Annotated in this window: 29 protein-coding genes; 2 read left to right on the top strand and 27 right to left on the bottom strand. The window is 62.2% G+C overall.

The features are described from left to right. The 5 genes from KJ624_05750 to uppP all read right to left on the bottom strand — a co-directional run. The coding region (locus KJ624_05750) for a biotin/lipoyl-binding protein (GenBank protein MBU2009319.1) at positions 1-771 on the bottom strand (771 nt) is incomplete at its 3' end. Next, positions 772-2,163: a HAMP domain-containing protein gene (locus KJ624_05745; protein MBU2009318.1), complete on the bottom strand. Its 1,392-nt coding sequence runs from the start codon at positions 2,161-2,163 to the stop codon at positions 772-774. Next, positions 2,160-2,858: a response regulator transcription factor gene (locus tag KJ624_05740; protein ID MBU2009317.1), complete on the bottom strand. Its 699-nt coding sequence runs from the start codon at positions 2,856-2,858 to the stop codon at positions 2,160-2,162. Before KJ624_05740 ends, KJ624_05745 begins: the two co-directional genes overlap by 4 nt. A gap of 205 nt (positions 2,859-3,063) precedes the next feature. Continuing rightward, on the bottom strand, positions 3,064-3,498 hold the full coding sequence (locus KJ624_05735; protein ID MBU2009316.1) for a hypothetical protein: 435 nt from the start codon (positions 3,496-3,498) through the stop codon (positions 3,064-3,066). A gap of 107 nt (positions 3,499-3,605) precedes the next feature. Further along, the gene (gene uppP, locus KJ624_05730; protein MBU2009315.1) at positions 3,606-4,460 is read right to left on the bottom strand and encodes an undecaprenyl-diphosphatase UppP; all 855 of its coding nucleotides are present in this window, start codon (positions 4,458-4,460) and stop codon (positions 3,606-3,608) included. Positions 4,461-4,947: 487 nt separating this feature from the next. Between uppP and hisF the strand changes: the two genes are divergently transcribed. Next, entirely contained in the window at positions 4,948-5,703 is a 756-nt protein-coding gene (gene hisF / locus KJ624_05725) for an imidazole glycerol phosphate synthase subunit HisF (GenBank protein MBU2009314.1), read from the top strand. Beyond that, positions 5,700-6,017 (top strand): phosphoribosyl-AMP cyclohydrolase, encoded by a 318-nt coding sequence (gene hisI / locus KJ624_05720; GenBank protein MBU2009313.1) that lies wholly within the window; start codon positions 5,700-5,702, stop codon positions 6,015-6,017. The genes hisF and hisI overlap by 4 nt, the downstream gene beginning before the upstream one ends. Here the strand turns inward: hisI and KJ624_05715 are convergent. The 22 genes from KJ624_05715 to KJ624_05610 form a co-directional block, all read right to left on the bottom strand. Further along, entirely contained in the window at positions 5,992-6,843 is an 852-nt protein-coding gene (locus KJ624_05715; GenBank protein MBU2009312.1) for a DUF1385 domain-containing protein, read from the bottom strand. The genes hisI and KJ624_05715 overlap by 26 nt on opposite strands. Positions 6,844-6,955: 112 nt before the next feature. After that, positions 6,956-7,159, bottom strand: coding sequence for a 50S ribosomal protein L31 (rpmE, locus tag KJ624_05710; GenBank protein ID MBU2009311.1), 204 nt, complete (start codon positions 7,157-7,159; stop codon positions 6,956-6,958). Beyond that, entirely contained in the window at positions 7,156-7,410 is a 255-nt protein-coding gene (gene rpmA / locus KJ624_05705) for a 50S ribosomal protein L27 (GenBank protein MBU2009310.1), read from the bottom strand. Before rpmA ends, rpmE begins: the two co-directional genes overlap by 4 nt. A 1-nt stretch (position 7,411) precedes the next feature. Next, entirely contained in the window at positions 7,412-7,729 is a 318-nt protein-coding gene (rplU, locus tag KJ624_05700; GenBank protein MBU2009309.1) for a 50S ribosomal protein L21, read from the bottom strand. Positions 7,730-7,779: 50 nt separating this feature from the next. Next, on the bottom strand, positions 7,780-8,190 hold the full coding sequence (locus tag KJ624_05695) for a hypothetical protein (GenBank protein MBU2009308.1): 411 nt from the start codon (positions 8,188-8,190) through the stop codon (positions 7,780-7,782). A gap of 1 nt (position 8,191) precedes the next feature. Next, on the bottom strand, positions 8,192-10,114 hold the full coding sequence (locus KJ624_05690) for an FAD-dependent oxidoreductase (GenBank protein MBU2009307.1): 1,923 nt from the start codon (positions 10,112-10,114) through the stop codon (positions 8,192-8,194). A 150-nt stretch (positions 10,115-10,264) separates the two neighbouring features. Next, a complete protein-coding gene (locus tag KJ624_05685; GenBank protein MBU2009306.1) occupies positions 10,265-10,657 on the bottom strand; it encodes a hypothetical protein in 393 nt (130 codons plus the stop codon). 5 nt (positions 10,658-10,662) lie between these two features. Further along, positions 10,663-11,268, bottom strand: coding sequence for a PD-(D/E)XK nuclease family protein (locus KJ624_05680; protein MBU2009305.1), 606 nt, complete (start codon positions 11,266-11,268; stop codon positions 10,663-10,665). Further along, the gene (locus KJ624_05675) at positions 11,265-12,299 is read right to left on the bottom strand and encodes a hypothetical protein (GenBank protein ID MBU2009304.1); all 1,035 of its coding nucleotides are present in this window, start codon (positions 12,297-12,299) and stop codon (positions 11,265-11,267) included. Before KJ624_05675 ends, KJ624_05680 begins: the two co-directional genes overlap by 4 nt. A gap of 199 nt (positions 12,300-12,498) precedes the next feature. Then, positions 12,499-13,512: a hydrogenase expression/formation protein HypE gene (gene hypE / locus KJ624_05670; GenBank protein ID MBU2009303.1), complete on the bottom strand. Its 1,014-nt coding sequence runs from the start codon at positions 13,510-13,512 to the stop codon at positions 12,499-12,501. Beyond that, positions 13,513-14,601 (bottom strand): hydrogenase formation protein HypD, encoded by a 1,089-nt coding sequence (gene hypD, locus KJ624_05665; protein MBU2009302.1) that lies wholly within the window; start codon positions 14,599-14,601, stop codon positions 13,513-13,515. Continuing rightward, positions 14,598-14,828: a HypC/HybG/HupF family hydrogenase formation chaperone gene (locus KJ624_05660; GenBank protein ID MBU2009301.1), complete on the bottom strand. Its 231-nt coding sequence runs from the start codon at positions 14,826-14,828 to the stop codon at positions 14,598-14,600. Before KJ624_05660 ends, hypD begins: the two co-directional genes overlap by 4 nt. Beyond that, positions 14,806-17,175: a carbamoyltransferase HypF gene (gene hypF, locus KJ624_05655; protein MBU2009300.1), complete on the bottom strand. Its 2,370-nt coding sequence runs from the start codon at positions 17,173-17,175 to the stop codon at positions 14,806-14,808. Before hypF ends, KJ624_05660 begins: the two co-directional genes overlap by 23 nt. Beyond that, positions 17,156-17,422, bottom strand: a complete 267-nt coding sequence (locus KJ624_05650) for a hydrogenase maturation nickel metallochaperone HypA (protein ID MBU2009299.1) — start codon at positions 17,420-17,422, stop codon at positions 17,156-17,158. The genes hypF and KJ624_05650 overlap by 20 nt, the downstream gene beginning before the upstream one ends. Then, entirely contained in the window at positions 17,415-17,921 is a 507-nt protein-coding gene (locus KJ624_05645) for a hydrogenase maturation protease (GenBank protein ID MBU2009298.1), read from the bottom strand. Before KJ624_05645 ends, KJ624_05650 begins: the two co-directional genes overlap by 8 nt. 19 nt (positions 17,922-17,940) lie before the next feature. Then, a complete protein-coding gene (locus tag KJ624_05640) occupies positions 17,941-19,377 on the bottom strand; it encodes a Ni/Fe hydrogenase subunit alpha (protein ID MBU2009297.1) in 1,437 nt (478 codons plus the stop codon). A gap of 12 nt (positions 19,378-19,389) precedes the next feature. After that, complete coding sequence (locus KJ624_05635) at positions 19,390-20,310, bottom strand: methyl viologen-reducing hydrogenase (protein MBU2009296.1); 921 nt, start codon at positions 20,308-20,310, stop codon at positions 19,390-19,392. A gap of 19 nt (positions 20,311-20,329) precedes the next feature. Next, positions 20,330-20,536 carry a hypothetical protein gene (locus tag KJ624_05630; GenBank protein MBU2009295.1) on the bottom strand — a complete coding sequence of 69 codons (207 nt, stop codon included), beginning with the start codon at positions 20,534-20,536 and terminating at the stop codon, positions 20,330-20,332. A gap of 8 nt (positions 20,537-20,544) precedes the next feature. After that, on the bottom strand, positions 20,545-20,964 hold the full coding sequence (locus KJ624_05625; GenBank protein ID MBU2009294.1) for a hydrogenase iron-sulfur subunit: 420 nt from the start codon (positions 20,962-20,964) through the stop codon (positions 20,545-20,547). A gap of 9 nt (positions 20,965-20,973) precedes the next feature. Further along, entirely contained in the window at positions 20,974-24,021 is a 3,048-nt protein-coding gene (locus tag KJ624_05620; protein ID MBU2009293.1) for a CoB--CoM heterodisulfide reductase iron-sulfur subunit A family protein, read from the bottom strand. Next, the gene (locus tag KJ624_05615; GenBank protein ID MBU2009292.1) at positions 24,018-24,890 is read right to left on the bottom strand and encodes a CoB--CoM heterodisulfide reductase iron-sulfur subunit B family protein; all 873 of its coding nucleotides are present in this window, start codon (positions 24,888-24,890) and stop codon (positions 24,018-24,020) included. The genes KJ624_05620 and KJ624_05615 overlap by 4 nt, the downstream gene beginning before the upstream one ends. Further along, positions 24,887-25,579 (bottom strand): 4Fe-4S dicluster domain-containing protein, encoded by a 693-nt coding sequence (locus KJ624_05610; protein ID MBU2009291.1) that lies wholly within the window; start codon positions 25,577-25,579, stop codon positions 24,887-24,889. The genes KJ624_05615 and KJ624_05610 overlap by 4 nt, the downstream gene beginning before the upstream one ends. Positions 25,580-25,641: the final 62 nt, after the last annotated feature.

Genomic DNA, 25,641 nt, shown 5'->3' with positions numbered 1-25,641 from the left:
CTGGGCTGTCTTGATGGCAACCTTGGCCGCGGTAACAGCAGCCTCGGCCTGGACAATGTCCGAGTCTGTGTAGGGATTCTGGGCCTTCTCCAGGTTATCCTGGGCTGTCTTGATGGCAACCTTGGCCGAGGTAACAGCAGCCTCGGCCTGGGCAATGTCCGATTCTATGTAGGGATTCTGGGCCTTCTCCAGGTTGTCCTGGGCTGTCTTGATGGCAACCTTGGCCGCGGTAACAGCAGCCTCGGCCTGGACAATGTCCGAGTCTGTGTAGGGATTCTGGGCCTTCTCTAGGTTATCCTGGGCTGTCTTGATGGCCACCCTGGCCGCGGTAACAGCGGCCTCGGCCTGGGCAATGTCCAACTCTGTGTAGGGGTTCCGGGCCTTCTCCAGGTTGTCCTCAGCGTTCCTCAAATTGACCCTGGCCTGGGCCACCGTCTTCTGTAAAGATATCAAAGATGCGCTGTCAAGTTTGGCCAGCACCTGCCCCTTTTTCACCGTCTCGCCATCTTTGGCATTTAGTTGCTCCACCGTTCCTGCACTGCCGAAGGTCGGCTGGGCCCTGGTGGGGAAAACGAGGCTGCCGGAGGCGCTCACAGTGTTGACCAGGTCGCCGTATTCCACCGGGACAAGCTGGGTGTTGGCGGGGAGGGAGGAAGTGTCAGGGCTGGTGGCCCAGCTATAGATACCATAGACGCCCGCGGCGGTGCCAAGGGTCACTACTGCCAGTACCAGAATCTGCCACAGCTTCAAAGTCCTCAACGCGTCCAGCATTTATGCCTCCATATCGCCCAGGGCTGAAGAAGCCTGCTCAGCCCGGGAAACGGTGAATGCGAAACAGCTGCCCTTTCCCGGCTCGCTCTGAACCCCAATCTTGCCGCCGTGGGCTTCCACGAGGCGCTTGGCGATGGTGAGCCCCAGGCCGCTGCCCCCTGTCGCCCTGGCACGAGACTTATCTACCCGGTAAAACCGCTCAAAGATGTTGGGCAAGTCCTCCGGTGGGATGCCCTCGCCCGTGTCGGCCACGGCCACCTCTACCCAGTTACCCTGTTCCACGGCGGTTACGGCAATGGCGCCACCTTCTGGTGTATGGGCTACCGCATTGTCCAGAAGGTTGCGCAAGACCTGACCAATCCGGTGGGAATCTATATGGCAAAGAGGGAGTCCATCGGCCAGGTCAACGGTGAGGGACAGTCCTTTAGCCTTGATTGCCGCTTGCACGGCACCCGCTACCTTCTGAATCAGCTCAGAGATGTCTTCTGGCTGGCGAAACAGCTTCAGTTCGCCGGCGTCCGCCAGCGACAGCTCCTGGAGTTCCTCGATGAGCTTTGAGAGAAGAAGGACCTCTTCATAGACAGAGTGGAGTGTTGAGGCATCGGGCTGCATGAGCCCATCGCGAACAGCCTCTAGATAGCCGCGGATGTTAGAAAGAGGGGTTCTTAGCTCGTGAGCGGCGTCGGCTACGAGATTGCGCCGAAGTTTTTCAGCCCGAGTCAGGTCGTTGGCCATGGAGTTGAATGTCCGGGCCAGCTCTGCCACCTCGTCCTTGCCGCGGATATCGACTCTCTGGGAGAAGTCCCCCTGGCCCACCCGCCTGGCCGCCGAGGTAAGAGCGCGAAGAGGAGCCGAAATTCGACGGGACAGGAAGGTGGTGAACACCATAGCCAGACCAACGGCCAGAAGTCCACCCCAGAGGAGAAAACGGTTTATTGAGTTGGCCAGGCTCTGAACAGAGATGGAGTCAGCCTCAGAAGCAGATTCGGGGTTGATGTAGAGAGTGCCGGGTTCCCTGGCTCCGCCTGGCATCGGTGGGGGTCGTATTGGCAGAACCCTGCCCGACCAGCGCGGGTCCGGACGACTGCCGACAAAACCGTGGTGGGAGTCAGCGACCACCACGCCGCTGCTGTCGACCACAATAATGCGCTGTCCGTAGAGCGTTCCCATCTGCTCTACAAAAGGCTGAATACCGGCCCATTCCCCCCTCCCCGCATAGTAGCGGGACAGCACCGACTGCATCCTGGCTGAGCGCGTCTCATTGCTCTGTAGCTGGTACTCATGGATTCTGCCTGCTGCGCTACGGGCAACGAAAAGGGACACCGTGCCAATGACTACGGCTATCACCAGTGCAAAAGCCAGCAGGAGGCGAAACCGAAAAGAGTGGGTCATCTCACCCCTCCCCCAAATCTGTAACCTGCTCCGTACACCGTCTTGATGTACCTGGGATGGTCAGGGTCCGCCCCCAGCTTCCTGCGCAGGTTACGGATATGGACATCCACCGTGCGGTCGAAGCCTTCGAAATCATATCCGAAGACCTTGTCAATTAACTCTGCCCGACTGAAAACCTTCTCCGGTTCCCTCATCAGGACCCCCAGCAACCTGAATTCTATGGGGGTGAGGTTCAGTGGCTTACCGGCAAGGGATGCCTCATGTGTGAGGAAGTTCACCGTGAGTTCGCCATGGGTTATCTCTACGGGCCCACGCTGAAGCGCCTCCTCAGGAAGACGCCGCAGGACGGCTCGCACTCTAGCTGCCAGTTCCTTGGGGCTGAAGGGCTTGGTCACATAGTCATCCGCCCCCAGGTCTAGACCGACTAGCCTGTCCTCCTCAGCAGTCTTGGCCGTAAGCATGATGATGGGCACATCCGACTCCCTCCTGAGGGTGCGACACACCTGGAGACCATCTAGTCCGGGCAGCATCAGGTCAAGAACAATGAGGTCAGGACGGCTCTCCCGCGCCAGGCGCAACGCCTCAATCCCATCGTAGGCGGTGAGGACCTTGTAGCCATCCCTGCTCAGGTACAGCTTCACCAACTCCACGGTCTTGGCATCATCATCGACCACCAGAATCCTTTTGCCAGCCATCCTTGTTCTCCCTTACGATTATCTGCGCTGCTCCCCCAAATAATAGAACGAAATTATGAAGGAATCATTAAGACCAGCATCTCCATTTCTTCCACCGGGGTGCTCAATATGCCAGGAGAGGGGGACCTCCCCCTCTCCTGAAGCGGCTCGGCTGGACTGGACCTATCCCATATTCAACTGGTCTGCAACCGACCCCGAGAGCACCCTAGAACGACGTGCCAGAAGCCTGGGGGGTCGGAGCAGGAATGGGAGGCAGGCCCCAACAGAAGCCTCTGCCCCCCCTCATCCCGCCCCTGAACCCGTGGAAGCCGAAGTTCCGCCCCATGGCTCCGGGCAGCAGCGCCTCGGGCCTGGCCTGCCACCAGCCGCTGTACTGGTCAGCTTGCCCCTGGGTTATCTTGCCCTGGTCAACCAGGTTCTTGAGGTAGCTATCCACGGCTTCGTCCCGCATCTCGCGTTGGGCCTGGGCATAAGCGTCTTCCACCTTTTGCTGGTCAATGCCCAGGATAGCGGCAACCCTGGCTAACAAGGTCTGGGGTTGCCCCGTATCCACTGTCTGGGCGAGGGCCAACCCGGCTAGGCTCCCGACCAGCAGAACCGCGGCCAGAAGGCCGATAATGACAAACCTCTTGCGTCTCAACATTCTTCTCTTTCCTCCTTTCCAATAAACATTCTAGCAACCAAATATTAAGAACCTGTTAAGATCGAGGGGGCTACGCGGGACTGCGCGTATATTGGTGGCAGTCGCTAATCTCGCCCGAACGCAAGAATGATGAGCAGCGCCGCCAACAGCCAGCGGTAGTACACGAAAATGTCTGTAGAGTTCTTTTGCAGGAATTGCAGCAGGAACTTGATGCACAGGTAACCGCTAACGACAGCGGCGACAAAGCCAATTGCAAAGGGAAACAGCTCCGATTGGACCATCGCCCCAATTTTCAGTTCGCTGTAAACGTCCAAAAGACTCTTGAGACCCGCGCCCACCATTATTGGCGCAGCGAGCAGGAAGGAAAAGCGCGCTGCGGCTTCACGCCGAAATCCCAGAGCAAGTCCCGCTGTGATGGTGCTGCCGGAGCGGGAGACGCCGGGGAAAATCGCCAGCGCTTGGGCAAGTCCAATCATTATCGCATCTTTGAGTGACACCTGGTCAAGCTCTCGGATGTGTCGCGCGACCCGCTCCGCTACAAACAGGGCTGCGCCCAACAGAGCGATGACAATTGCCATGGCAATCATTGCTTGTGGCGTGTGGGCCGCGCCGGGTTGATGAAACAGCTCCTCTATCTTGCCTTCGCCCAGCGCGCCCGCAATGCCCCCGGGGATGCTGCCGATGACCAGCAGCCATGCCAGCTGCCGGTCCGAATCGTCACCGATTCTTCGCTCAGCAATGCTGGCGATTCCCGCGCGCACCAACCGCACCCAATCTGCCGCAAAAAACCAGAGCAGGGCAACCAGTGTTCCCAGGTGCAGCGCCACATCGAAAGCGAGGCCCGGGTCATCCCAGCCAAACAGCCAGGGGATAATGATAAGGTGCGCTGAGCTTGAAATCGGCACAAACTCGGTCAAGCCTTGCACGATTCCGAGAATGACAGCTTGAATTGCAGTCACTGATATTCCCCTGGCAACCTGCTCAGGTTAGAGAGCAACCGCCCTGGGGCGAGCTTGATGGCGACCAGTGCTATCAGGGACAAAACACCCAATAGCCCCAGCCTGCAGCCCTTCTTTCGGGCTACAAAAGCTCACCTAAGGCAGTTTTGCGGGTTCGGTGAATTGGGCGGTTGTCAGCCCTTCCCTATGCGAAACACCTTGGTGCCACAGACAGGACACACGCCCTGGGTGGCGGGACGCTTGTTCTTCATTAATATGGACTTAGGATTCTTGACCTCTCTCTGGGCTCTGCACTTCATACAGTAGGCTTTCATTCCACCCTCCTTGACCATTTACTACCTGGATACAGTCGGCCACAAAGTAGCAGAAGGAAAGCTGTCTGTCAATACCTTTCGCTCGCCGCGGCCGCAATCCGCTCTGCCCCGGGGCAGTGAGCTAACCGGCCCTGGCTTTGACAGGTTGAAATGCTGGCCCTAGAATAGGGCCCGTGCTTACCAAGCGCATTATTCCCTGTCTGGATGTCACCGCCGGGAGGGTGGTAAAGGGGGTCAGCTTTGTCCACCTCCGGGATGCCGGCGACCCGGCGGAACTGGCCGCCTTCTATGACCGCGAGGGGGCAGATGAGCTGGTCTTCCTGGACATCACCGCCTCCTCCGATGCCCGGGAGATCATGAGGGAGGTGGTGGAGAGGGTCTCGGACCAGGTCTTTATCCCCCTCACCGTGGGCGGGGGACTGCGCACCTTGGAGGATATGAGGAAAATCCTGGAGGCCGGGGCTGACAAGGTAGCCATCAATACGGCCGCTGTCCAGAACCCCAGGCTCATTGAAGTGGGAGCCCTGAAGTTCGGCAGCCAGTGCATCGTGGTGGCCATCGATGCCAAGAGGGGGGACGGCGGGTGGGAAGTCTATATCCACGGGGGCAGGACCCCCACCGGCCTGGACGCCCTGGAATGGGCCGGCAAGGTCGCAGGGCTGGGGGCGGGGGAGATTCTGCTCACCAGCATGGACGCCGACGGCCACCAGACGGGCTACGACCTGGAGCTCACCTGCAAGGTGGCCGAGAGGGTGTCTATTCCGGTAATCGCCAGCGGCGGGGCGGGGAAGCCGGAGCACCTCTATAAGGCCATCGTCCAGGGCAAGGCCGACGCCGTCCTGGCCGCCAGCATCTTCCACTACGGCACCCACCCCATCCGCCAGGTGAAGGAATACCTGAATGAACGAGGAGTACCAGTAAGACTATGAAGCTGAAGTTTGATTCCAACGGCCTCATCCCCGCCATCGCCCAGGATGCGGAGACCGGCGATGTTCTGATGCTTGCCTACATGAACCGGGAGGCCCTCCGCCTGACCCTGAAGCAGAAAGAGGCCTGGTTCTACAGCCGGAGCCGCAAGGAGCTGTGGCACAAGGGGGCCACCTCGGGGAATATCCTGGAACTGGTGAGCATCTCCGAAGACTGCGACGGGGACGCCCTACTATTGAAAGTGCGCCCCCGGGGCCCCGCCTGCCACACCGGCAACCGGACCTGCTTTTTTACGCCGCTGGAGAACCCGCCTTAGTAGCCCCGTCCGCTTCCAGGGCACCCTGGAGGGCCTTTAGGGCCACCTCCAACATGCTATCATCGGGGGGGCGGGTGGTGAGGCCCTGGAGAAGAAGCCCCGGCCAGAGAAGGGCCCTTACCACCGGGTTAGTGTGATGCCTCGCCCCCAGACGGATAAGCTCATAGGAAACAGCGGCGATGGCCGGCAGGAGGACAATCCTTCCCAGGACCGCCAGCCACAGGGGCGGCCTCCCCAATAGACTGAAGGCCAGCACCGCTATTACTACCACCACCAGGAGGAAACTGGTCCCACACCGGGCGTGGGCAGTAGAGTAGCTCTTCACCTGCTCTATTTCCAGGGGGACCCCGGCCTCGTAGGCATTGATTACCCGGTGCTCCGCGCCGTGGTAGGCAAAGACCCTCCTGATGTCGCCGAAGAGGCCTATGACCTTCAGATAGAGAATGAGGATGACCAGCCTGATAAGCCCCTCCATCAGGTTGAAGAGAAAGGGGGAGGCCAGGGCGGGTTTCAGCAGCTGGGCCAGGAAGAAGGGCACCAGGAAGAAGAGCCCCACCCCCAGCGCCATGGCCACGGCCACCGTCCCCCAGGCCAGGCCCTTGGGAAGCTCCGCCTTCTCCTCCCCCTCCTCCAGGGCCACCTCTGCGGAATAGAGGAGGGCCTTCATCCCCAGGGCCAGGGTCTCCCCCAGCACCACCACCCCCCGGGACAGGGGGGCCTTCCCCCACCTCCCCACCGAAATCCTCCCCAGGGGCTGGCAGAGGAGACGAATATCCCCGATGGGCCGGCGCACAGCGATGGAGACATGCTTCTCTCCCCTTATCATCACCCCCTCGATGAGGGCCTGGCCCCCATAGTGGAACCGGGGCGAATCTTTCACCGCGCGCCAACCAAAAAGGGAGCGGAGGCCTCCGCTCCCTCTCTTTTCCCCTTCACCTTCACTCGGTCTTAAAACGCCTCTTGAAGCGCTCCACCCTCCCCCCGGTATCCCTGATGCGTTGCTCGCCAGTATAGAAAGGGTGACACCGGCCGCATACCTCAACCTTTATGAGCTGTCTGGTGGAGCCGGTGATAAAGGTATTGCCACAGGAACAGACTACCTTGGCGTCGTGGTGGTACTTGGGGTGGAGCTTCTCCTTCATTGGGCCAGCACCGAGACCTTTTTATGTTCCTGGCTATGGGGCCCGAAGTTCACCACCCCATCCACCAGGGAATAGAGGGTGAAGTCCCTCCCTACCCCCACATTTTCCCCCGGGTAGACGCGGGTGCCCCGCTGACGGACCAAGATGGTGCCAGCAAGAACCACCTGGCCCTCAAATCTCTTTATCCCCAGCCTCTTGGACTTGCTGTCCCGGTTATTGCGGGAGGCGCCCCCCCCCTTCTTATGGGCCATGCTATTCCTCCAGCCTTATATCCTCCACCCGCAGCTGGGTATAGCGCTGCCGGTGGCCTGTCTTCCTGCGGTAGCGGACCTTGGCCCTGTACCTGAAGACTATCTGCTTGTCCCCCTTCACCTCCCCCAGGGAAGTAACCACCACGCAGGCCCCGGGGACGGTAGGGGTGCCCACCACCACCTTCTCCCCATCCTGGAGGAGGAGCACCTGGTCTAGCTCCATCTTTACCCCCTCCGGGACAGGGAGCCTGTCCACCTCAAAAGTTTGACCGGGGGAAACCTGGTACTGCTTGCCCCCGGTCTGGACTATCGCGTACATATCTTGGGTTATTCTACCCTCTCCCCTTGCCCCTGTCAAGGAAAAGGGCCCTAGTCGCCCTTCCCGGTGGGGGCGGAGCCCTGCTGAAAGCGCCTGAGGAGGAGGGGAAAATAGTCCTCAAGGTGGGGGCGGAGGTACTCATGGTCCCGGAAGTCAATGCGCCGCATTATCGACCCCGTCACCCCTTCAGCATCCTGGCTCTCCTCCTCCAAAAAGGCCTCCAGGGCCAGAAAAGAAAGCCTTAGATAGTGGTCTGCCAGGCTGGAGACGGCGTAGTCGGGGGGAAGGACGCGTCCGTGATACTCCAGGTGGAACCAGGCCCCTTTCAGGGCCTCGCCGATGATATCATAGTCTTCATCCCCCGCCTGCCCACAACGGGGGCACTTCACCCCGGGGGCGTAGCTGATATAGGGCTCCCCACACCCGGCGCACTTGTAGTTATACTCGCAATGCCAGGCCATCTCAAAGCCCCTGGGCCGTGGTGTAGGCCTCGGCCATGGCCTCCTGGATAGTGCGGGGCTCCACACAGTCCCCCACCCAGTAAAGCTGTGGGACCTTACCTTCAAGGGCCTGGGCCAGCCCGTCGTCCTGGGGGCGAGCCCCGGCGGCCATGACGATGGTGTCTGCTTCCAGCAACCTCTCCCTTCCCTCCCTGTCCCGGATGAGGAGCCCCTGGGGGGTAATCCTCTGGTAGCTGGCCCCTGCCAGGAGCTCCACCCCTTTCTGGGCCAAGCGGGCCAGGAGGGCCCGGCGGTTGGTGGGACTTATCCTGGTGGCAAACTCCTCCCCCCGCCGCACCACGGTCACCTTCCTGCCCTTCCCGGCCAGGAAGTCAGCCGTCTCGCACCCCACCATCTCCCCCCCTATCACCACCACCCTATCCCCTGCTACAGCCCTCCCTCTCAGCACCTCCGCCGCCAGGACCACCCGGTTCTGCTCAATGCCGGGGATGCCCGGAGTAAAAGGGGCGGACCCCATGGCCAGGACCACCGCCTGGGGCCCCAGGGCCTCCACCACCTCCGGGGTCACCGCCTTCCCCCTCTTCACCCTCACCGGCAGCTTCCCTATCTGGGCCTGGAGATAGACATTGAGCCCGTCAAGGTCCTGCTTCTCCGGTGGCTTTGAGGCCACCCGGAGCTGGCCCCCCAGGGACCTCGCCTTCTCATAGAGCCAGACCTGGTGCCCCCTCAGGGCGGCGACCCTGGCCGCTTCCATCCCCGCCACCCCACCCCCCACCACCAGCACCTTCTTCCTCCGGCGGGCAGAGGAAAGGCTTAGCTCCCTCTCCCGGCCCAGGGTTGGGTTGACAGGGCAGGTGACGGGGTTGCCCGCTTGCAGTCCATCGCGGCACTTGAGGCAGTTGATGCAAGGGCAGACGTCCTCCTCCCGGCCCAGGGCTATCTTATTGGGCGCCTGGGGGTCAGCCAGGAGGGCCCGGCCAAAGGCCACCAGGTCCACCCTGCCCTCTTGGATGGCCCCCTCCGCCATGGCCGGGGTGAGCCGGCCCACGGCGATGACCGGCACCCTGGCCTTTTTCTTGACCCCTTCGGCCAGAGGGAGCTCAAAGCCCGGCTCCGAGGGGGCCGAGGCCCGCATAACAGGATGGTTATAGCCAAAGGCCGAAACATGGATGATGTCGGCGCCGGCCTCTTCTAAAAGGGGGGCCAGGTCCTGGGAGTCCTGGGGGGTGATGCCGTCAGTGAGGCCGAACTCAGCCCCGTTGATGCGGCAGGAGAGGACAAAGCCCCTCCCCACCTCCCTCCTGGTCTCCCGGAGGACCTCCAGGAGGAGCCTGGCCCTGCCCTTCAGGTCCCCCCCGTAGCCGTCCGGACGCCGGTTGGCAGCGGGGGAGAGGAACTGGTTCAAGAGGTAGCTATGGGCGGCATGGACCTCCACGCCGTCAAAGCCCGCCCTCTGGGCCCTTCTTGCCGCCCGGACGAAGAGGGCCACGATTTCGGGAATCTCCCCCGTCGTCAGCTCGCGAGGGATTTCTCCCCCGGGTGGGGCGAGGGGGGAGGGGGCCACCGGCACCTGGCCGTAGAGGCGAGAGCGGGCCACCCGGCCACCGTGGCAGAGCTGGAGCAGGACCCCCACCCCATTGGCATGGAGCCTCCGGGCCAGCCCCTCCAGGCAGGGAAGGAACCCATCGTCATCAGCCCTGGGCTGGCGCTCCAGGGTTGACCCCAGGGGAAAGGCCACATTGGCGGCTTCAACTATGATGAGCCCCACCCCACCCCGGGCCCTCTCCTCGTAGTAGTCCAGGAGCCTTTCCGTGACCTCGCCAGCCGTGGAGGCATAGTTGGTCCCCATGGGGGCCATGACCAGCCGGTTCTTAAGCCTGATGCCCCCCAGGGGAAGGGGCTCAAAGAGGGCCTTCCTCTCCATACGGCCCATTATCCCCGTTTTGTGTATTCGGGGTCAATCGTTGACGCCTGCAAGCGGGTTCCCCGCTGAAAATGGGGACTTCCAGGAGGCAGCCTGCTCCTTTCTGGAAAAGCGCGAACCCGTGTTTAAGGAGAAATAAGAAGGACTGCCCTACTCTTTGGCCTCGGGTTTTTTACGAGCTTCCTTGGCTGCCTCCCACGCCCCCACTACTACTGCCTTCATCAGGTCTCTTTGCTCGTCCAACGACAGTGAGAAGAAGCCGAGGGCTTCCAAGTCCCAGTAGAACATAGCCTTTCTGGTCAGGTCTCCTTCCCGTCTGTGGAACGGATGCCGCATCCCTTTCAGAGCTTTTTCTAGCTTGTCTAAGTCAAAGGAGATTGGCTTGAGGACATGAAATGAAATAGTAGGGAATACAAATGGTTCATCAAAGTCCACCCCAAACCACAATTCCTTTTCTGGCTTTCCGGACCTACAAAGGAAACCGGCCCACCATCGTCCAACAGTAATGGATGAACCGTTGACCCCTTTCTTCACTGTTTCCAATACATCTACAAGATTGCGCAACTGGGCAGAGCATACTTCAGCATGCGGTAGTCCCCATCCACTCTTTCCATGGAAATGCCTCCTTCTGTTAGAAATGCTGCAAAGGAGTTTAACAGGTACCGGCTAATTCTGTCGGTTACTGCTGCCTCCCGCTTCGAAAGCCACTGGCGAACTTCATGCCAGTAGACCTTCTTTACATCCTTCTCCAGCCCAGGCGGCAGTTCAGCGGGCAGCTTGGTGAGCAACACCAGCTGGCGCTGCCTCACCCCGAACGACTCCAGAGACCGCCTATACTTGTGGAGTTGCTCGCCGTCTACGGGGGCTTCTACCTTCACCTCAACATACACCTTCTTGTCACGGGAGCCAATGGTAATGTCAGGGGTCCCGGCGTCTCCCGCATAACCTTGGGCACGAATTACAATGTCATCAGATTCATGCCAGCCAAACGTGTCAGTCCCGCAAAGGTCGCCTAGAATCTCAACGGCTATCTTGCGGTCGCTGCTGAGGAGACTATTCAAGACCAGAACAAAGGCTTCGCCAACAAAATGCTCTTTCTGCTCTCCACAGTAGCGCAGGAGAGAAGTGAAGAGGTTGGTTGGTCCGTGAGTCAAAAGTATTTCCTTATCTCTCTGGCCAAATCTTCGGGGGGGTCGGTGACGAAGCCGTCAAGGAGCAGGTTGCTGGAGTACCAGACATCGTTGACGGGGGTGGCCTGGGCGGAGGTCCGGGAGACGAGCTTCAGCCCCGCCCACAGATGGGGGCTCCTCTCCCCCAGGGGGCCGGAGTATAACGCCATGTTTACGCTGGACAGGCCCTTTTCCCGGTAGTAGCGCAGGGCCCGGGCCAGGCCCTCGGCCAGGGCCTCCCAGTCAGCGTCTCTTAGCTCAAGAAAATTGGACCTCCCCCGGACTACGGCGTTCACCTCGTCCTCGCGGGTGGGGGCGAAGGGGCAGAACCACTCCGTATTGCCTATCGCCCCCAGATAGCGCTTCCCCTCTCTCTTTTCCTCCTTCAGGTATTCCTCCCAGAAGCTCACCCCGTATTCCTCCAGGTGCTTCCTGGCCCGCCAGTCCATCTCCTTGATAAGGTAATAGGGCTGGTGGGAAACGATGACCTGGAGGTGGGGGTGGATAATGCTGGCCCCTCCGGTGAAGAGGTAGTTCCAGCCTATCTCGGCATACCTGGCCCGGTATTTCTCATGGACCCGCCGGATGTATGCCATGGCGGCACGGAAGCCGCCCAGGAGCACCCCCGGGGTGAAGCCGTCCAGGGGGAGGTAGTGGTCCCGGGTAAAGACGGCGATGGCGCTGAACTCCTTGTGGGCGAAGAGGTTGGGGAAGACCACCGCCTCCCCCAGCACCAGCCGGCCCTCAGGGATGAAGTCCTTGGGGAAGAGGGGGGTGGCGGAGGCCACCTTCTCCGGGCAGAAGAAACACCGCCCCCGGGAGCCCTCCACCAGCTCCTTGAGGAGCTTCTCATCGGTATTGTAGAGGGCCTGCCAGAACTTCCTGCCCGTCCTCACCACCGAGGTGAAGCCCATAAGGGGGTCCACCCGGTGCTCAATAGGCTGGGAATCGGGCTCAAAATTTTTGAGGGGGCTCAGAAGCTCCGCTTGAGCTACATGCCTTTCATACCGTATCATGGCTCCTCCTCAGGAGCATTGTAGCAGAACCCGCCAGCCAAGGGGCCTATACCTCACCCGCTGACCCCCTCTCCTGCAAGGAGAGGGGGAAGATAGATTATCTGGGGGACACCCCCAGACCCCCGACCCGCTGTAGCGGGTGCCCCGAGGGGGTCAAACCCCCTCTGAACTCCCCCTGGGGCGAATTTCGGCGTGAACTCTAGCAGATGCGGGGGAACTGTTCCCCGCTCAGCATGTCCACTATCCGGGTGCCGCCCACCCGGGTAGCCATGAGGACCTTTCCCCGGGGCTCGGCCAGGACCTCGCCGATGATAGTGGCCTGCCGGCCGTAGGGGGATTTCTTCATGGCCCGGATAACCCCAGGGGCATCCTGGGGGGCCACCAGGGCGATGAGCTTCCCCTCGTTGGCCACATAGAGAGGGTCATAACCCAGAATCTCGCAGGCGGCGGCCACTTCCTCGTCTACGGGGACCTTCCCCTCGTGGATGCGGATAGCCACGCCGGACTGGCGGGCCATTTCCACCAGGCTGGTGGCCAGGCCCCCACGGGTGGGGTCCCGGAGGGCATGGATATTGGGGCTGGCCTGGAGCATGGCCGCCACCAGGAGGTTCAGGGGGGCTACATCGCTCTTCACCGTGCTGACGAACCCCATCTGCTGCCGCTCCAGCAGCACCGAGATGCCGTGGTTGCCGATGGGCCCGGAAAGGATTACGGCATCGCCCGGCCGGGCGTTGCTCCCCGAGATGTCCACTCCCTCAGGCACCAGGCCCAGTCCCGCGGTGTTGATGAAGAGGCCGTCGGCGCTGCCCCGCTCCACCACCTTGGTATCCCCGGCCACAATCTTCACCCCCGCCTCCCGGGCTGCCCCCTTCAGCGAAGCGGTGATGCGGCGCAGGTCAGCCAGGGGCAGCCCCTCCTCCAGGATGAAGGCCGCCGACAGATAGAGGGGGGTGGCCCCCACCATGGCCAGGTCATTGACGGTGCCGCAGACGGCCAGCCGACCGATGTCCCCCCCTGGAAAGAAGAGGGGCCGGACCACATAGGAGTCCGTGGTGAAAGCGAGCCTGCCTCTGGAATCCACCGAGAATACCGCCGAATCGTCCAGGGCCTTGAGGATTGGGTTGGCCAGCTGGGACAGGAATAGCGACTCTATGAGCTGGTGGGTGAGCTTGCCCCCACTCCCGTGGCCCAGCAGCACCCGGGCTCGCGGCACTCAGCCCCCCGGCTTGTAGAGGAACCAGGCGGCGCAGGTACCCTCGGTGGAGACCATACACGGCCCCACCGGATGCTCCGGGGTGCACCCTGTGCCAAAAATAGAGCACTCGGGCGGGTTGATGAGCCCCCGGAGGACCTCGCCGCAGCGGCAGGCAACTGCCTCCCTGGGCGGCCTTATCTTCATCTCCAGGTGCCGCTCGGCAGCAAAGGCCTCCATTCCATCACGCAAGTGAAGCCCGCTCTGAGGGATGGGGCCCAGCCCCCGCCACTCGGCGCCCCCTACCTGGAAGGCCCCGGCCATGGTCTCCAGGGCCTGGGGGTTTCCCTGGGGGCGCACGGCGCGGCGGTACTGGATGGCCACCTCGGCCTTCCCCTCCGCCCGCATGTCAAGCAGCATGGCAATGGCCTGGAGGATGTCCACGGGCTCAAAGCCGGAGATGACGCAGGGGATGGCATAGTCCCGGGGGATGAACTCGTAGGGCCGGGAGCCGATGATGGTGCTCACATGCCCGGGGCAGATGAGGCCGTCTATTCGCACCTCCCCCGCCTCCAGCAGGGCCATCAACGCCGGGGGGACAAGCTTGTGGGCGGAGAGGAAGAAGAAGTTCCTCAGCCCCAGGCGCTTTGCCTCCAGGAGGGAGGCCGCCGTGGTGGGCGCGGTGGTCTCAAAGCCCACGCCGAAGAAGACCACCGCCTTCTTGGGGTTCCCCTGGGCTATCTCCACGGCCTCCATGGGGGAATAGGCCACCCTCACGTCAGCGCCCGAGGCCTTGGCCTCGGCCAGGCTGGAGTAGCTCCCCGGCACCTTCATCATATCGCCAAAAGTGGCCAGGATGACCCCGGGATTGCTGGCCAGGGCAATGGCCTTGTCTATTTCCCTGTTGGGGGTGACGCAGACCGGACAGCCCGGGCCGGAGAGGAGCCTCACCTGGGGCGGCAGGAGCCCCCGGAGGCCATGGCGGAAGATGGCTACGGTATGGGTGCCGCATACCTCCATCAGGCTCACCGGCGGCCCGGACCATCTCCTTATCCTCTCCGCCAGAGCCTCCGCAAGGGCGGGCTGGCGGAACTCGGTGAGGAACCTCACGCCTCCCCCGCCCCGGCCTCAGCCATCCTGGCCAGAAGCCCCAGTGTCTCCTGGGCCGCGGCCTCGTCCAGGGTCTGGATGGCAAAGCCGGCATGGAGCAGGACATAGTCGCCTACCTTTACACTGGGCACCAGCATGGTGCGGGCCTGGCGGGTAAGCCCTCCCAGTTCCACCAGGGCGGTCTCGCCATCTATGCTGACAACCTTAGCCGGTACGGCCAGGCACATATATCCCCTTTCCCCTCTTTGCGAGCTTGGACTGGAGTTTGGCGCTGGCCACCACCGCCTGTCCCAGGGCGATGCCCCCATCATTGGGCGGGACCTGGTGGTGGATGAAGGGTTCAAACCCCTGGCGGCGCAGATGGCGGAGGGCCCGCTCCAGGAGGAAAATGTTCTGGAAGACGCCCCCGCTCAGGACCACCTGCTCCAGCCCCGTCCTCTCCCGGATGACGGAGCAGGTCCGGGCCACCATCCCGGCCACAGAATCATGGAACCGGGCAGAGATAACCGGCACCGGAACCCCGGCCTTCAGGTCTGAGATGACCCCCTCAAGGGGATAGGCCCAGTCCAGGACCAGGGGGGACCCCCCGGCCTCCACGGGCCAGGGGTAGCCTTCCTCCAGCGCCTCATCGGCGGCCATCTCCAGCTCCATGGCCGCCTGTCCTTCGTAGGTAATGACATCACAGATACCGACCAGGGAGGACACGGCATCAAAGAGCCGGCCCATGCTGGAGGTCATGGGGGAGTTAAACCTCTCTTTCACCTGCTTTTCCACCACGGCCTGCTCCACCGGACTGACCCGTTTCAGAAGGGCCAGGTCCCCCACCAGGTCTCCTGGCAGATGGCCCAGGTAGCTCAGGGCCATGCGATAGGGTTTTCGGATGGCCATCTCCCCCCCGGGCAGGGGCAGGTAGCGGAGGTGGGCCGCCCGCTCGAAACCGCAGTAGTCCGCTACCAGAAACTCGCCACCCCATACCTGACCGTCCTCCCCGTAGCCGGTGCCGTCAAAGGCTACGCCGATGGCCGGGCCGGAAAGGCCGTTCTCCGCCAGGCAACTGGCCACATGGGCGTGGTGGTGCTGCACCGGGATGAAGGCCATCCCATCAGGTCGCTTCCCCTTCAGCTCCAGGGCGTACCGGGTGGACAGATACTCCGGGTGGAGGTCATAGGCCACCACCTGGGGCTCAACCCGGAAGAGGCCCTTGAAGTGCTCAATCCCGCTCTCAAAGGAGGCCAGGGTCTCCAGGTTCTCTAGGTCGCCGATATGGTGGCTGAGGAAAGCGTAGTTGTCCCGGGTGAGGCAGAAGGTGTTCTTGAGGTGGGCCCCGCAGGCCAGCCCCGGCCCTACCTCAAAGGGAAGGCGCACCGGGAAGGGGGCATAGCCCCGGGAACGGCGCAGCAGGGACTCTCTGCCCTCAAAGAGCCGGGTCACCGAGTCATCGCAGCGCACGTGGATATCCCGGTCATGGAGCAGGAAGGCGTCAGCCAGCCCCCCCAGGCGCTCCAGGGCTTCCTGGTTGTCCCTGGCGATAGGCTCCTCGCTCATATTGCCGCTGGTCATCACCAGGGCCGTCAGGTCCCCTTCCCGGTCCTTCTCCAGGAGCAGGTAGTGCAGGGGGGTGTAGGGCAGCATGACACCCAGGTAGAGGTTGTTGGGGGCAACCAGGGCAGAGATGGGGGAGCCGGGCCGACGGCGAAGGAGGACGATGGGCCGCTGGGGCGACCCCAGGAGCTGCCCCTCCCCTTCACCCAGGTAGCAGTATTTGTCTACCTCCCCCAGGTCCAGGGACATGACGGCGAAGGGCTTGTTTACCCGGTGCTTTCGCTCCCGGAGGGTGGAGAGCGAGGCGTCACTGGTGGCATCGCAGGCCAGATGGAAGCCTCCAATCCCCTTCACCGCCAGGATAGCGCCCCGGGCCAGGAGGCGGCGGGCCTCCTGGATAGCCCCCTCAGCCTCGACCAGCACCGAGCCGTCCCTTCCCGCCAGCCAGATATGGGGGCCGCAGGAGGGGCAGGCATTAGGCTGGGCGTGGAAGCGGCGGTCCGCCGGGTCGTCATACTCCCTCTGGCACTCAGGGCACATCTGGAAGACCCCCATGGTGGTCTTGGAGCGGTCGTAGGGGATATCCTTGACTATGGTAAACCTGGGCCCGCAGTTGGTGCAGTTGATAAAGGGGTAGCGGAAGCGCCGGTCGGCGGGGGAGAAGAGCTCCCTCAGGCAGTCGGCGCAGATGGAGATGTCAGGGGAAATGAGGACAAACTCATCGGCGGCCTGGAGGCTGGCCTCAATGGTAAAGGAAGTATAGCCCAGGGGGGGTAGAAAACTAGCCTCCACCTTCTCCACCACCGCCCTGGGGGGCGGCTTCCCCTCCAGGTCCCGGAGAAAGGCCTCCAGCTTCTGGGAGGGGCCTTCCACCTCGATGACCACCCCTTCCGTGGAGTTGAGCACCCATCCCTTCAGGCCGTGTTCGTGGGCCAGGCGGTGGACGAAGGGGCGGAAACCCACCCCCTGGACCACCCCCCGCACCAGGACCCTGGCCCTGGTCAACTCCAGGTCAGCTATGCTCCGGGGCATCGGGCGCCACACCCTCCAGGGACATCAGGACAATATCCTTTCCCTCTGCCTGCTCAATCTCCAGCACCGCTTCCCCGGCTATGGTGCCGGCCTTCGCCAGGTCAAACCAGGAGCTGAGGGCTTCCCCTGTGACATGGCCCTCCGCCCCCAATCTCACCCTCACCCGGGTTATGCGCGTGATGCCCGTGTCCATGGCCCGGGCCACGGCCTCCTCCACCAGCTCCTCGGCGATAGAACCCTCATGCATGGGAGAAAAAGCTCCTGGCAATAAGCTCACAGGCCCGGGGCACCGCCTCCAGCACTGGTGCCGACAGACCCGGATGCACCTCTTGGGGAAGCCCTGGGGACTGAACGGTGAGCAGGACCACCTCCACCCCGGCCAGCTTTTCCAGCTCCCGCAGGAGACTGGAGGTGGGGCTCAGATGTGGGAGGAAATCCCCACCCCTCCCCGGGGGAAGGCTGTCTACACGGAGGGTAGCGATGGTCCCGGGAGGCTGGCCTCTATCCAGGACGTCCACCAAGACCAGCCTCCTGGGCTTCTGCTGGGAGAGGGCCAGGTCCAGGAGCACCCCCTGGACCCCCGTGCCGACATCCAGCAGGGCAACATCTTCCGGAAGGGGGTAATGGCTCTGAAGATAGGCTATTACCTGGGGCCCGAACCCGTCATCCCCCAGGAGGACATTGCCGCACCCCAGGACGAGAGTGTCCTTGCGACAATATTCAGGGACATAGCCAGCATCTGCCAACCCATCACCCCCGGCTCCTCTAATCTACCAGGTTAGCCACAATTTCGCCAGCATGATTCACTATGTTCACTCTTACCGGAATACGGCCGTCCAGCTCGTGGGTGGCACAGGAGAGGCAGGGGTCGTAGGCCCGGATGGCCATCTCCACCAGGTTCAGCAGCCCCTGGTCGTATTTCCCATTCTTGATGACGTCCTGGGCGGCCTTCTTCACCGACATGTTTATGGCGGCATTGTTGTGGGTGGTGCCTACGATGATGTTGACGTCCTTCACCAGGCCCTTCTCGTCGGTCTCGTAATCGTGGATGAGGGTGCCCCGGGGTGCTTCCACTACCCCCACCCCCCGAGCCGCCCTGGGGGTTACCGCCTTCCTGGTGTTGGGGTCGGTTATCCCGGGGTCGGCCAGAAGCTCCACAGCCCTCTCCGCCGCATAGAGCAGCTCAATTAACCGGGCCCAGTGATAAAGGAGGGTGAGCTGGGCGGGTCTGCCGAAGTTCTTCCGGAACTCCTCCAGCTCCGCCTGGGCCTGGGGAGTGGGTATCCGGTCAACCACATTTATCCTGGCCAGCGAATTGGTGCGGTAGATGCCCACCGGCTTATCCAGGGCCATGGAGAAGCCGCCCGCCTTCTTCAAATAGGGGAATTTCAGATAGGTCCAGGGCTCTACGTGCTCGGCGATGTGGTCCATGTATCTCTCTCCGGGGAAATCCTCGTACTTGCCATCGGCCGTCATCATCCGCAGGTTGCCATCATAGAGGTTCAGCGCCCCATCCTGGACCATCCCAAGGAAGCCGGTGGAGATAGGAGCGTAGGACTTCACCACCTCCAGGTATTGGGGAAAGATATCTTTCTTGGCGAAGTTCATTGCGAAGGTAGCAAAGTCCAGGCATTCCTTGGCCATCTCCTTGAGCTTGACCACTTCCTCTTTGGTAACGGGTTTGCTCCAGCCCCCGGGGACGGAGACATCGGGGTGGATGGCCTTGCCCCCAAGTATTTGGGTCATCATCTGGCCCAGGAAGCGAGTGCGCAGGACCTGCCTGGCTATATCGGGGACCTTCTGGGCGATGCCTATGACGTTCCTCACCGTGTAGTCGGCACCAGGCCCCATGACGAAGTCTGGCCCGGAGAGGACGAAGAAATGGAGGACATGGCTGTGGATAAAGTGGCCCATATAGGCCAGCTCCCGGAGCTTCTTGGCCACGGGAGGAATCTCCACCCCGAAGACAGCATCGCAGGCCTTGGAGGAGGCCAGGTGATGGGCCCAGGGGCAGACCCCGCAGATGCGGGGGACAATGCGGGGTAGCTCCTCCACGGGTCTCCCCACACAGAACTTCTCAAACCCCCTCAACTCCACCACGTTGACCCGGGTATCGGCCACATTCCCCTGGTCATCCAGCTGAATGGTTACCTTGGCATGCCCCTCAATGCGGGTTACCGGCTGCAGAATAATCTGCTTCATCTCGCCTCCTCTCTACCGCACCGCAACGGGCCGCAAGCGGCCCACCACGCCCACGAAGCGGTTGAAGGTAGCCATCCTGTCTTCTATCTGCCTGGGGTCAAGGCCAACAGAGGAGAGGGCCCCCATCATGTCCACCATGGGATTGGCCCCGGCCCGAATGGGGCCAAAGCAACCCCGGCAGGACGTATAGGCCCGGATACAGCGGGGCACCTTGTCCGTCCCGCCACAGCCCGTCCTGGTGGCCGGGCCCAGGCAGAGATAGCCCTGTTCCATGAAGCAGCGGACATCCTCATACTTCTGGCCCGGGGCGAATTCCACCCTGTCCAGGGGCCTCTTCAGGGAGGAGACCGCCTTCTTCTCCCTCCTGGTGGGGCAGTCATCGCAGACGCTCCTCTCCACCAGGCTGAAGGGCTTTCCCTCCAGCAGGGCGACTATGGCCTGTGCTATGAGCTCCGGGGTGGTGGGGCACCCGGGCAGCCCCAGGTCAACCTTGACCACCTCGCTTACTGAATATACCCGGTCCCCTAGAGGGGTGATGTCCATAGAAGGGTTGTCGGCGGGGACGGTGGTCCTGGTCTTCCGGTAGACCGTATCCAACATATCCTGCAGTGTAAACATGTTGGCCAGGGCCGGGATGCCGCCGAAATTGGCGCAGGAGCCCACGGCAACAAGGGTCTTGCACTTCTTCCTCATCTCCTGGGCCACCTTGGCATTCTCCTCATTGCGGATGCTCCCGCTGATGAGGCCGACATCGGCCTCGGGGATATTAAACTCCATTTCCCCAGTCTGCCCGTAGTACTTGTGGTCCATGATTACGGGCATGTGGACGAACTGGAGCTTGGGCAGGAGGTCCAGTAGGGGCTCACCGATATCCAGGATGGTTATCTCGCAGCCACCGCAGGTTGCCAGCCATTCCGAAGCCACCCTTACCATATAGTTGCTCCTCCTTTCACTAAGGTTTTCCTTCTACCACAATTTCCTTGACTTCCCGCCGGGTGAAGAGGTAGAACCTGTCATCGCTGTCGTGCTCCGCCACCAGCTCCACCTGGAAGCCCCTTTCCTGGTACTCCCGGGTCTTCTGCCGGGCCTGCTCCTCGGTGGAGTGGGTGTTCCCGTCCCACATGAACTTCTTGCCCCCAAAGCGGCGCGAAAGCTCCACGGTGCCCCTCACCCTGCCCTGTAGGGGCTGGGCCCCAGCTTCTTCACTTTTTCCACCATATCCGTTGCCACTTGGGCGAAACGGGGGCCTTCGGAGGCCGAGACCCATTCCAGCCGGAACCGGTCCTCCTCAATGCCGAAGTCCTGGAGCATGAGCTTGATGGCATCCGACCGGGCCTGGGCCCTCAGGTTCCCCTCCAGGTAATGGCAGTCGCCGGGGTGGCAGCCACAGATGAGGACGCCGTCAGCCCCCTTGGTCAGGGCGTCCATTACCAGATTGGGATGGACCATGCCCGAGCACATCACCCGGATAATTCGGAGGTTGGTCGGGTACTGGAGCCTGGAAACACCCGCCAGGTCTGCCCCGGCGTAGGAACACCAGTTACAGCAGAAGGCGATGATGAGGGGTTCATAGCCGTTTTCTGTCATTGCGCCTCCCTATCCTGCCAGGGCCGCTTCTACCATGGCGGAGAGCTGGTCCGGCCGGAAGTTGCGGACGAGGATGCCCCTCTTGGGGCAGGTGGCCTGGCACACCCCACAGCCCCGGCACTTGGCCGGGTCGGCATCCACCGTTTTCTTGGAGCCCCCGTCCTTCGCATATTCCATGAGGGTGATGGCGTGGTAGGGGCAGGGCTCAACGCAGTAGGCACAGCCATCGCAGTTCTCGTCCAACACCTGCGAGATGGCCGCCTCCAGTTGGATGCGCGGTTTGGACAGGACGGTAGCCGCCCTGGCGGCGGCCGCCGAGGCCTGGACAATGCTCTCGGAAGCAGTCTTGGGGCTATGGGCCAGCCCGCAGAGGAAGATGCCGTCGGTGGCGAAGTCCACAGGCCTCAGCTTCATGTGGGCTTCCAGGAAGAAGCCATCCTGGGTGAGGGGGACCTTCAGCTTCTGGGCTATGTCCTTGTTGCCTTCCCCGGGGGCAATGCCTGTGGAAAGGACCAGGAGGTCGGCCTCAATGCTCAACTTCGCCTTCAGTATGTCATCCAGCAGCGAGACCTTCACCCGGCCATTGACGGGCAAGACCTGTGGCCTATCGCCCTCGGCCAGGCGGAGGAACCGGACCCCTTTCTCCCTGGCCTCTCCATAGCGGGCTTCATGGAACCCGTAAGTCCGCATGTCCCGGTGGAGGACGAAAACGCTGGTACCCGGGCTCTTCTCCTTTATTACGAGGGCATTTTTGACCGCCTGGGCGCAGCAGAGGCGGCTGCAGTAGCCGTGGACCTGCTCACAGGAGCCAACACACTGGAGCATCGCCACCGACCTTGCCTTGAAGTCCCCTCTGGCCAGCCTTTCCTCCAGCTCCAGCTGGGTTATCACCCCCGGGTGCTGGCCGTAGAGATACTCCGATGGCCGGTACTCCTGGGCTCCGGTGGCGACGATGACGGCCCCGTGTTCAATCTCATGGGGCTCCCCGCTGGAGGTGAACCTGGTCTTGAAGTTCCCCGCAGAGCCTTCAAAGTCAACCACCTCGGCGTTGGTATAGACATGCAGTAGAGGGTGGCCAGTGACCTGGGCCACCAGGGAAGCCAGCTTCTCCTGGGCGTCTGTGCCGTCGGGGAGGAACCTGACCCGCCGCAGGTTTCCGCCCAGGACCGGGCTTTTCTCCAGCAGGTAGGTCTCAAAGCCCTGCCCTGCCAGCTCCAGGGCGGCGGTCATTCCTGCCAGCCCCCCACCCAGCACCAGGGCCCGGGGGTTCACCTGGACATAGGATGAATAAAGCGGCTCCAAGAGCCTGGCCTTGGCAACGGCCATCCTCACCAGGTCCTTTGCCTTCCTGGTGGCCTTTTCCGGCTCGTGCATATGCACCCAGGAGCACTGGTCCCGGATATTGGCCATCTCAAACAGGTAGGGGTTGAGGCCCGCCTGCCGGACGGTGTCCCGGAAAAGGGGCTCGTGGGTCCTGGGGGTGCAGGAGGCCACAATGACCCGGTTGAGGTCCTGCTCCTGGACCTTTTGCTTGATGCGCTCACAGCTATCGGTGGAGCAGATATAGAGGTTGTCCTCGGCATAGACCACATTAGCCAGGGTGCGGGCATGTTCCACCACCTCGGCCACCTTGACTACGCCCGAGATGTTCTTCCCGCAATGGCAGACGAAGACGCCAATGCGGGGCTCCTGCCCCGAAACATCCCTTTCGGGCGGATAGCGCTTCTCCCCGACCAGGGTGCCCCTGGCCTCGGCCAGAAGGGCCATGGCCCGGGAGGCCGCCGCCGAGGCCTCCATCACACTCTCGGGTATGTCCTTGGGGCCGGAGAGCACCCCCGCCGCATAGACCCCCGGCATGGAGGTCTCCACGGGGGCCATATCGTGGGTCCGGACAAAGCCGTGGCTGTCCAGCTCCACCCCAAAAATCTCCGCCAGCCCCTTCGCCTTGGGCGCGGGCCTCACCCCCACCGAGAGGACCACCAGGTCAAACTCCTCCGCGGTTAGGGAGCCATCCTCCTTCTCAAAGCGGAGCACCAGGTTCCTGGTCCCCGGCACTTCTCTCACCGAGGAAGGACGGCAGCGGATATAGCGCACGCCCAGCTCTTTGGCCCTCTGGTAATAGGCCTCATATCCCTTGCCGAAGGCCCGCAGGTCAATGTAGAAGATGGTGCATTCGGTCTCGGTGGCGTGCTCCCTGACGATGATGGACTCCTTGGTGGCATACATGCAGCAGAAGGAGGAACAGTAGTTGTGGTCTATCTCCCGGGAGCCCACGCACTGGATGAAGGCTATCTTCTTGGGCGGCTTCTGGTCAGAAGCACGCAGCACTGTGCCTGTGGAGGGCCCGCTGGCGGAGAGCATCCGCTCGAACTGGAGGCTGGAGACCACATTAGCAAAGCGGCCATAGCCCAGCTCCTTCTTCAGCTCCGGGTCGCCTATCTCATAGCCGGCCGCCAGCACCACCGCCCCCACCTCAAGGTCCACTACCTCGTCTTTCTGGTCAAAATCTATCGCTTTCGCCTGGCAGATCTTCTCGCATGCCCTGCAACGACCCTGCTGGAAATAGGGGCAGGAATCGCGGTCAATAACTGCTACCTTTGGTATCGCCTGGGCGAAGGGGATGTAGATGGAACCCCGCCGGACGAGCCCGGCATCGTACTCTGAAAGCACCACCGGCGATTTGGCTTTTAGGACAGGGCATTTGAGGGTGCATTCGCCGCAACCGGTGCATTTCTCGGCATCAACAGAGCGCGCCTTCTTCTTCACGCTGACCCGGAAGTGGCCCGGCTCCCCCTTTATGCCCACGACCTCGGAATAGGTCAGCTTTTCAATGTTAATGTGGCCGCCCACATCCACCATCCTGGGGGCCAGGGTGCACATGGCGCAGTCGTTGGTGGGGAAGGTCTTGTCCAGCTGGGCCATCCTTCCCCCGATGGCGGGACTGCTCTCCACCATATAGACTTTGAACCCGGACTCAGCCAGGTCCAGGGAAGCCTGCATCCCGGCGATACCACCCCCCACCACCAGCACTGAGCCCGTCTTTCTGTTGTTTGTCATGGCATCACCACCTTCTCCGGGGCCCTCCGGGCATCCACAAAGTGCCTCCCCAGCATCAGCTCCCGGCTGGGCACCCCCAAGGCCAGGCCCATTAGCTGGGTGAAATAGTAGATGGGCAGGTTGTACCTGGTGCCGTACTCGGCCTCAATCTCCCTCTGGCGGGAGTCCAGGTTCAGCTGGCACAGGGGACAGGCCGTAGCGATAGCCTCGGCACCCACCTCCCTGGCCCCTTCCAGGATATCGTGGCTCAACTTGCGCACAATGTCCGTCCTGGTAAGGGAGAAAGAAGCGCCGCAGCAGTCAGTCCTGTAGCCCCAGTCCAGGACCGAGGCCCCCAGGGCCGACAGCAACCGGTCCATGCTCTGGGGGTATTCAGCATCGTCAAAGTGGGTTACCTCGGGAGGACGGGTGAGGAGGCACCCGTAGTAGCAGACGACCCGCAGCCCGGCCAGGCTTGGGCCCTTAAGGGAGGCTAGCTGGGCCAGATGCTCGTCGCGGGCCATGACCTCCAGGGGATGGAGAATACGGAGCCCGTCCCCGAAGTGGTGCTCCACCACATCCTCCATCTCCCGGCGCAGCTCCGGCTGGCCCTCTATTTCGTGCCAGGCGAATTTGAACCGGGAGAAACAGGCCGCGCAGGGGACCAGCACCTCCTCCAGCCCCTGCCTCTCCACCTGGGCCAGATTCTTCAGGGGCAGGGCCACGGCCAGGCGCCGGGAAGCCGCATGGGCCGCTGCGGAGCCACAGCAGACCCAGCCCTTAACCTCGACCAGCTCAATGCCCAGCCTCAGGCATACCGCCCGTAGGGAGGCATCGTATTCCTTGCCCGTGGAGTGGAGGGAACAGCCCGGATAGTAGGCGTATTTCACTTTCCCTCCAGCTTACTGGCCCGGGAGACGACCCTCCGGGCAGCGCCCAGGCTGGCAAACTCCGGCAGCAGCTTTAGCTTCCCCTTCTTCATCATCTGTGCCCCCAAGTCCAGGTCTTTAGCGAACTGGCGGGTGGACAGCTTCAACTGGGCAATCAGCCCCAGCTCATACATCCGGCCGAAGAGGCGGATATTCTGGAGGGAGGAGCGGTAGAACCCGGCCACCTCGGGCACCGCCGACTTGACCCCGCTGCGCAGGGCCATGACCCGGAGAGAGTCCATGGCCTTGACTATGTCCACATTCTGCGGGCAACGGGTGACGCAGGTCTCGCAGGAGGCGCAGAGCCAGATGGTGGCGCTGCCCAGGACCAGGTCCTTCAGCCCCAGCCGGACGGCATGGAGAAGCTGGACAGGGGTATAGTCCATGGCATAGGCCACCGGACACCCGCTAACACACTTCCGGCACTGGTAGCACACATTGGTGTCCACACCGCTGGTCTCCTCCAGGAGGTCTCCAAACGCAGAGACTGCGGCCGGGACCTGCCATTCCACTTCAACCCCCCTGCCTGTCACCGCCCCGCCGGCTCTGGTGCGCTCCCCCTGCAATGGCAGGCCTTCGTCCTCTTCCACATCCTCATCCTCCAGGGCTTCAAACTCCAGGACGTCATCACCGTTATTGCAGATTATCATCGCTCATCCCTCTCTCAGCCGCTCAACTAATGTGAAATTATTCACTACAGTCAGTATAAGGG

The organism is Chloroflexota bacterium (genome assembly GCA_018825785.1).
Taxonomy (GTDB): domain Bacteria; phylum Chloroflexota; class Dehalococcoidia; order JACVQG01; family JAHKAY01; genus JAHKAY01.
The sequence above is the reverse complement of the archived record's forward strand: the minus strand, read 5'-3'. Positions and strand labels throughout refer to the sequence as shown.

Excerpts from the sequence above, each read along its gene's own strand:
- KJ624_05745 (MBU2009318.1), bottom strand. The coding sequence starts at position 2,163 with ATGACCCACTCTTTTCGGTTTCGCCTCCTGCTGGCTTTTGCACTGGTG.
- KJ624_05740 (MBU2009317.1), bottom strand. The coding sequence starts at position 2,858 with ATGGCTGGCAAAAGGATTCTGGTGGTCGATGATGATGCCAAGACCGTG.
- hisI (MBU2009313.1), top strand. The coding sequence starts at position 5,700 with ATGAAGCTGAAGTTTGATTCCAACGGCCTCATCCCCGCCATCGCCCAG.
- KJ624_05715 (MBU2009312.1), bottom strand. The coding sequence starts at position 6,843 with ATGATAAGGGGAGAGAAGCATGTCTCCATCGCTGTGCGCCGGCCCATC.
- rpmE (MBU2009311.1), bottom strand. The coding sequence starts at position 7,159 with ATGAAGGAGAAGCTCCACCCCAAGTACCACCACGACGCCAAGGTAGTC.
- rpmA (MBU2009310.1), bottom strand. The coding sequence starts at position 7,410 with ATGGCCCATAAGAAGGGGGGGGGCGCCTCCCGCAATAACCGGGACAGC.
- rplU (MBU2009309.1), bottom strand. The coding sequence starts at position 7,729 with ATGTACGCGATAGTCCAGACCGGGGGCAAGCAGTACCAGGTTTCCCCC.
- KJ624_05695 (MBU2009308.1), bottom strand. The coding sequence starts at position 8,190 with ATGGCCTGGCATTGCGAGTATAACTACAAGTGCGCCGGGTGTGGGGAG.
- KJ624_05690 (MBU2009307.1), bottom strand. The coding sequence starts at position 10,114 with ATGGAGAGGAAGGCCCTCTTTGAGCCCCTTCCCCTGGGGGGCATCAGG.
- KJ624_05675 (MBU2009304.1), bottom strand. The coding sequence starts at position 12,299 with ATGATACGGTATGAAAGGCATGTAGCTCAAGCGGAGCTTCTGAGCCCC.
- KJ624_05660 (MBU2009301.1), bottom strand. The coding sequence starts at position 14,828 with ATGTGCCTGGCCGTACCGGCTAAGGTTGTCAGCATAGATGGCGAGACC.
- hypF (MBU2009300.1), bottom strand. The coding sequence starts at position 17,175 with ATGCCCCGGAGCATAGCTGACCTGGAGTTGACCAGGGCCAGGGTCCTG.
- KJ624_05650 (MBU2009299.1), bottom strand. The coding sequence starts at position 17,422 with ATGCATGAGGGTTCTATCGCCGAGGAGCTGGTGGAGGAGGCCGTGGCC.
- KJ624_05640 (MBU2009297.1), bottom strand. The coding sequence starts at position 19,377 with ATGAAGCAGATTATTCTGCAGCCGGTAACCCGCATTGAGGGGCATGCC.
- KJ624_05635 (MBU2009296.1), bottom strand. The coding sequence starts at position 20,310 with ATGGTAAGGGTGGCTTCGGAATGGCTGGCAACCTGCGGTGGCTGCGAG.
- KJ624_05625 (MBU2009294.1), bottom strand. The coding sequence starts at position 20,964 with ATGACAGAAAACGGCTATGAACCCCTCATCATCGCCTTCTGCTGTAAC.
- KJ624_05620 (MBU2009293.1), bottom strand. The coding sequence starts at position 24,021 with ATGACAAACAACAGAAAGACGGGCTCAGTGCTGGTGGTGGGGGGTGGT.
- KJ624_05610 (MBU2009291.1), bottom strand. The coding sequence starts at position 25,579 with ATGATAATCTGCAATAACGGTGATGACGTCCTGGAGTTTGAAGCCCTG.